Source organism: Anaerococcus provencensis (assembly GCF_000312365.2).
GTDB classification, from domain to species: domain Bacteria; phylum Bacillota; class Clostridia; order Tissierellales; family Peptoniphilaceae; genus Anaerococcus; species Anaerococcus provencensis.
The window spans coordinates 511932-518519 of sequence record NZ_HG003686.1; the positions used below are offsets into that span (position 1 = coordinate 511932).

General features: G+C 35.7%; 5 protein-coding genes. All 5 read left to right on the plus strand.

Annotation, left to right across the window (positions count from 1 at the left end; translation table 11 throughout):
* Positions 1-61: 61 nt before the first annotated feature.
* Positions 62-2119 carry an elongation factor G gene (gene fusA / locus BN38_RS05150; protein WP_044565920.1) on the plus strand — a complete coding sequence of 686 codons (2058 nt, stop codon included), beginning with the start codon at positions 62-64 and terminating at the stop codon, positions 2117-2119.
* A gap of 15 nt (positions 2120-2134) precedes the next feature.
* On the plus strand, positions 2135-4129 hold the full coding sequence (locus tag BN38_RS05155) for an alpha-amylase family glycosyl hydrolase (protein ID WP_044565921.1): 1995 nt from the start codon (positions 2135-2137) through the stop codon (positions 4127-4129).
* On the plus strand, positions 4126-4620 hold the full coding sequence (locus tag BN38_RS05160; protein WP_044565922.1) for a GDSL-type esterase/lipase family protein: 495 nt from the start codon (positions 4126-4128) through the stop codon (positions 4618-4620). Before BN38_RS05155 ends, BN38_RS05160 begins: the two co-directional genes overlap by 4 nt.
* A gap of 73 nt (positions 4621-4693) precedes the next feature.
* A complete protein-coding gene (locus BN38_RS05165; RefSeq protein ID WP_044565923.1) occupies positions 4694-5539 on the plus strand; it encodes a mechanosensitive ion channel family protein in 846 nt (281 codons plus the stop codon).
* Positions 5526-5747, plus strand: coding sequence for a DUF951 domain-containing protein (locus BN38_RS05170; RefSeq protein ID WP_044565924.1), 222 nt, complete (start codon positions 5526-5528; stop codon positions 5745-5747). Before BN38_RS05165 ends, BN38_RS05170 begins: the two co-directional genes overlap by 14 nt.
* The last annotated feature ends 841 nt before the right edge of the window (positions 5748-6588 follow it).

The following is a 6588-nucleotide window of genomic DNA, read 5'->3' on the forward strand; positions in this document are numbered from 1 at the left end:
TAATTAACTTATAGATTAAAAATCAAACATTACTTATAAATGTTTTCACAAAGGAGAAATTATGAAAAATTATAGTACATCTAAAATTAGAAACTTAGCTTTAGTCGGCCACTCTGCAAGTGGTAAAACATCACTTGCAGAAGCTTTATTATATAAGACAGGTGCAATCGATAAAAAAGGAAGAGTTGAAGATAAAAATACAGTTTCAGATTATGAAGCTCAAGAGAAAAAAAGAGGTATTTCTATCCAAACTTCAATCGTTCCAGTCGAATACGAAGATTTTAAGATTAACTTTATAGATTCTCCTGGATTTTTTGACTTTGAAGGTGAAGTATTACAAGCCCTAAGAGCAAGCGAAGCTGCACTTTTTGTAATAGATGGAGAAAGCGGAATCGAAGTTGGTACAGAAAAATATTGGAAATATATCCAAGAGATTAACCTACCATCAATAATATTTGTAAACAAATTAGACAAAGAAAATGCTAACTTCAACAAGGTTGTATCAGATCTACACATCAACTTTGGCAAGAAAGTTATTCCACTAACCCTAATGCTAGGCCAAGGCGATAAGTTTGAAGGAGTCATAGACGTCCTAGATAAAAAAGCCTACACTTACGAAAATGGAGAGAAGAAGGAAGTAGAAATTCCAGAAATTCGTCTAGCAGAAGTTGATGCCGTTTACGAAGAAATTATAGAAGCAGTTGCAGAAACTGATGATTCATTAATGGAAAAATTCTTTGAAGGCGAAGAATTCTCAGAAAGTGAATTTAGAAATGGACTTTCTGAAGCTATACTTGAAGGAACAGTTGTTCCACTTATTGCAGGATCCAGTGAAAAAGAAATAGGATTAACTCAACTTCTTGAAGTAATTACAAAATATATGCCATCTATCAACGATGAAGCTGCAAACATTGGATTTAGGGTAAAAGAAGGCTATGAAGCTTTTGAGTCAAACGAAGATGCTCCGTTCTCTGCTGTAGTTTTCAAAACTCTTGCAGATCCATTTGTAGGTAAAATTTCAATATTTAAAGTTTTATCTGGATCAGTTTCCAAAGATGACAAGATTTATGACGTGACAAAGGGTAAGGAATTAAAGGTATCTAACCTATTCTACCTAAAAGGTAAGGAACAAATCAAATCTGACAAGGTAATAGCAGGTGATATTGGCGCCTTTACAAAACTTGACGACCTATCAACAGGTGACAGCCTTGCTACAGCTGACAATAAGATCGAATACAAAAAAATCAAATATCCAAAACCAGTTTTATTCTACGCAATCAAAGCAGTAAGTAAAAATGACGAGGATAAAATATCTGAAGCTTTACAAAAACTTATAGAAGAAGACCCAACATTTGTGGACGATAGAAATATAGAAACTCACCAACAAATCCTATCTGGTCTTGGCAATATGCAACTTGAAGTTATCATGGATAAACTACGTGACAACTACGGTGTAAATACAGAAGTTGTAGATTACAAGATTCCATATAGAGAAACTATCAAGGGCAAATCTGACGTACAAGGCAAGCACAAAAAACAATCTGGTGGTGCTGGCCAATACGGAGATGTATTTATCAGATTTGAACCAACAGAAGAAGAATTTGTATTTGACGAAGAAGTATTTGGTGGAGCAGTTCCAAAGAACTATTTCCCAGCAGTAGAAAAAGGACTAGAAGAATCTCTTTCTGAAGGACCACTAGCAGGATTTAAAGTTACTGGTATTCGTGCAACCTTATACGATGGATCTTACCACCCAGTAGACTCTAACGAACAAGCTTTCAAAACTGCTGCAAAGATAGCCTTCAAAAAGGGTATAGAAGAAGCAAATCCAATATTGCTTGAACCAGTTATGAAACTAGAAATCAAAGTTCCAGAAGACAACATGGGTGATGTTATGGGCGATATGAACAAGAGACGTGGCAAAATACTTGGCATGGAACCACAAGAAGATGGTAGCCAAATCATCTTAGCAGAAGCTCCATTAGCAGAGGTATTAAACTACGCTATCGACCTAAGAAGTCAAACATCAGCACGTGGCTCTTTCTCAATGGAATTTGATAGATATGAAGAAGTACCAAAAGAAATCACTCAAAAAGTAATAGCAGATAGAGCAGAATAATATCAGGAGGTAGCAATGGCAAAGTGGGAGATATTAGAAATTGATCCTTGGATAAAAGACTACGAAAACGACATAAATCTGAGAATGAATGAATACGAAAAGCAAAAAGAAAGAATCTTACAAGATAATAAAAGCTTAAAAGACTTTGCCAATGCTCACCACTATTATGGCTTTCACAAAGTCAAAAATGGCTGGATATACAGGGAATGGGCTCCTAAGGCCGATGGCCTATATTTAATAGGTGATTTTAACGATTGGGATAGGCACGCCCACCCACTTACTAAAATAAATGACGAGGATTGGGAAATCTTCATAAAAGGAATAAGGACCATCCCACATGGATCTAGGATTAAGGCCCTAGTTGATGCCAATGGAGCTATCAAAGATAGGATTCCTCTTTATGCCACAAGGGTGGAAAGAGATAACAAAAATGACTTTGCAGCTATATTGCAAAACCCTCGTTCCAAATTTAAGTGGACTGACCAAGATTTCAAAATTAATAAAAATGACTTGTTGATATATGAAGCCCACATAGGCATGGCTGGTGAGGAAGAAAAAGTTTCAACTTACAAAGAATTTGAAAAAAATATTTTGCCAAGAATTAAAAAGGATGGTTATAATACCGTCCAACTAATGGCCATAGCTGAGCACCCTTACTATGGATCTTTTGGCTATCAAGTCAGCAACTTTTATGCTCCAAGTTCTTGGTATGGACAAATCAATGACCTCAAATCTTTGGTCAATACTGCTCATAATATGGGGATAAATGTGATTATGGACTTGGTTCATTCCCATGCTATCAAAAATACTATAGAGGGCATCAACGAATTTGATGGAACTGACTACCAGTTCTTCCATGCAGGAGTTGAGGGCAACCACCCAGATTGGGATAGTAAATTATTTGATTACTCAAAGCCAGGAGTGCTTCACTTTTTGTTATCTAATGTCAAATATTGGCTAGAAGAATTTCACTTCGATGGTTTTAGATTTGACGGTGTCACATCTATGATTTATAAAAACCATGGTCGTGGAGAAAATTTTGACCACTATAGCAAATATTTTTCCATGAACACAGACATTGCAGCCATCAATTACTTGCAATTGGCCAATGAATTGGCTAGGGAAGTAAAGCCTGATGCTATCACCATAGTAGAAGATATGTCGGGTATGCCAGGCATGTGCCTGCCAATATCTAAGGCTGGCATAGGTTTCGACTATAGGCTTGCTATGGGTATGCCAGATTTTTGGGAAAAAACTCTTGAAAAGCAAGACGAAGATTGGGATTTATCCAATATGTGGTACGAACTTTCAACTCACAGACCAGAAGAAAAACGCATATCCTATGTAGAAAGTCACGACCAAGCTTTGGTTGGATCAAAGACAACTATCTTTACCTTAGCTGATAAGGAAATGTATTGGTCCATGGACAAAGATAGCACAAATTATATAATTGACAGGGCTATAGCCCTTCACAAGATGATTAGATGGATTACCATTTCTATGGGAGCGGATGCCTACCTAAACTTTATGGGCAACGAATCTGGTCACCCAGAATGGATTGATTTCCCAAGAGAAGGTAATGGGTACTCATTTTCACACGCTACAAGAAAATGGTCTATTCTTGATGCAGACTATCTTAAATATCATTATCTAGGTGATTTTGATAAGGCTATGATTGAACATATTAAAAAGTACGAGCAATTGGGCAACACTACATTTAGATTGTGGCTTGATAATGATAGAAAGGTTATCGCCTTTAGAAACAAGGATATAGTTTATGTGTTTAACTTCCATCCTACAAATTCCTATGAATCATTTGCTTTGCCAATCCACGATCTTGGAGAATTTAGGACGGTTTTGGATACGGATGAGGTAAGATTTGGTGGGGTTGGAAGAATTTCCCATGACTATGTTTATAAGACAGAAAGATTAGCTGGAACTGACTACGATGGAATCAAAATATATATCCCATCAAGAACAGCTTTGGCTTTGGAGAAATGCAATAAATGAAAATCACTTGCTTAGGAGATTCCTTCACTGAAGGATATTTAGTAGAAAAATCATACGTAGATTACCTCAAAGAAGCAGGATATGAAACAACAAACTTAGGCAGAAACGGCGATATGACCTCGGATGTGCTTAGAAGATTTATACCTATTAAGTGTGATTTGTTAATAGTATTTGCAGGAACCAATGACATCTACCAGGGTATTTCAGCAGAAATTGCCTTTGCAAACATCAAAGAAATATTAAAAATGTCAAAGGCAAATAAAAATCTTATTATAATTCCACCCTATATAGAAGAGGAAGAAGCCTACCCTATATATGAGCTTATCAACAATACCATAGATTCCTATGGGGAAATGTTAGAGGGTTTGCCTTATCCAACTCTTGACGCAAGAAAAATTCCACCATCATATTTTATAGATGGCCTTCATATGAGAGAAGATTTTCACCAAAGATTGGCCCATGAGATAATAAAAACAATAGAAATTATTTAGCAGCTTTAAGCTGCTTTTATTTTGCTAATTATTAAGGCTATAATATACTATATACTATAAGAAGGGAGTTTGGATGAACAACATAGAAAAAATAACTAAAGCAGGTGTTATAAAAGATCTTATATTAGTAGTCATAGTTATAGTACTAGGTAAACTGTTATTAGAAGCCATATCTAGAATTATAAAGAAGGCCTTTGATGACAAAATGGACCAAGATGGTTATAGAAAAGTAAGAATAGAAACACTAACTAAGAATCTCTATTCAGTAGTGAAATTTATACTTGGCTTTATAATAGTAATGATAATCCTAGATATGATTGGGGTAAACACTCGCTCAATCATAGCCACAGCAGGAATTGGTGGGGGTGCCATAGCATTTGGGGCACAAACGCTGGTCAAAGATATAGTAACTGGCACGATAATAATCGTAGATGATACCTTTAGAGTAGGAGATTGGATAAAGGCAGCAGGAGTTGAAGGCACAGTAGAAACCCTTGGAATGCGCCACACCAAGATTAGAGACTATGATGGATCCTTGCATACCATACCAAATTCACAAATAACAAATGTACAGAATTTGAACAGCGGACCAATCAAATTTGAATGCAATATTTATCTATCCTACGAAGTTTCTTACCAAGAACTAGAAGAGATTGTAAAAAATGTAGGAGAAAAATTAAAGGCAAACAAAGATCTAGCTAAATATATATTAAAAGACGTTAGCCTATTTGGTATCATGGAAATGAATGAAAGATCATATGTGGCAAAAACAACTGGTATAGCTATGCCTGGATATCAGTGGGCACTGGCTAGAGAAGAAAGAAAGATTATAATAGAGGAAATATACCAAAGAAATCTAAATCCTAGTACGCAAGTAGTAGCAGTAACAAAAGGAAAGGATGTAAATGAAGAAATATAAAATAGGAGATATAGTAAGTCTAAAAAAGGGGCATCCATGCGGAGAAAATAAATGGAAGATTGAACGCACAGGAGCTGATATTAAATTAAAATGTCTTGGATGTGAAAAAAATATATGGTTAACCAGAATAGATTTTGACAAAAAGATAAGGAAAATCCAAGACAAAGACGGCAAAATGGTATCAATAGTAAACTATCAAGTAGAATAAATAAAAAAGACTTGACATAAAAAAATGACCTGTGTATACTTAGTACAAGTCGACACCAAAAAGGCTAGTCAAGAATTTTAAAAATAAGTAAAAAAACTCTTGACAAAGTAGCGAAAAGGTGATAGACTATAAAAAGTCGATACACTTAATTTGTAAAGGTCAAGTAAATTTATTGTAAAAAACTTACAAAAAGATTTGACAAGATAAAAATTAAATGGTAGACTATAAAAGTCGATTCAATAAGAATCGCGCTGAACCAGATGTTTTAAAAAAACATCTACAATGAAATTTAATATCAATGATTATGTAAAAACAAAACATAATCAACCTATCAAAAAAACTTTAAATAAGTTATTGACAACTTATCCAAGTTGATTCTTTGAACGGATGATTAAAAAATAAATCACGCATTGATTTTAGATCAGTGTAAATGAGCAGAGCTTGAATCAAGAGCTCTCATAAATTTTTCATGAGAGTTTGATCCTGGCTCAGGATTAACGCTGGCGGCGTGCATAACACATGCAAGTCGAACGATGAAACTTAAAAGATTTCTTCGGAATGACCTTAAGTGAATTAGTGGCGAACGGGTGAGTAACGCGTGAGTAACCTGCCTTACACAAGGGGATAGCCTCTGGAAACGGAGAATAATACCCTATGATATTAATACTTCGCATGAAGCATTAATCAAAGTGTTAGCGGTGTAAGATGGACTTGCGTCTGATTAGCTAGTTGGTGAGATAACAGCCCACCAAGGCAACGATCAGTAGCCGGCTTGAGAGAGTGTACGGCCACATTGGGACTGAGACACGGCCCAGACTCCTACGGGAGGCAGCAGTGGGAA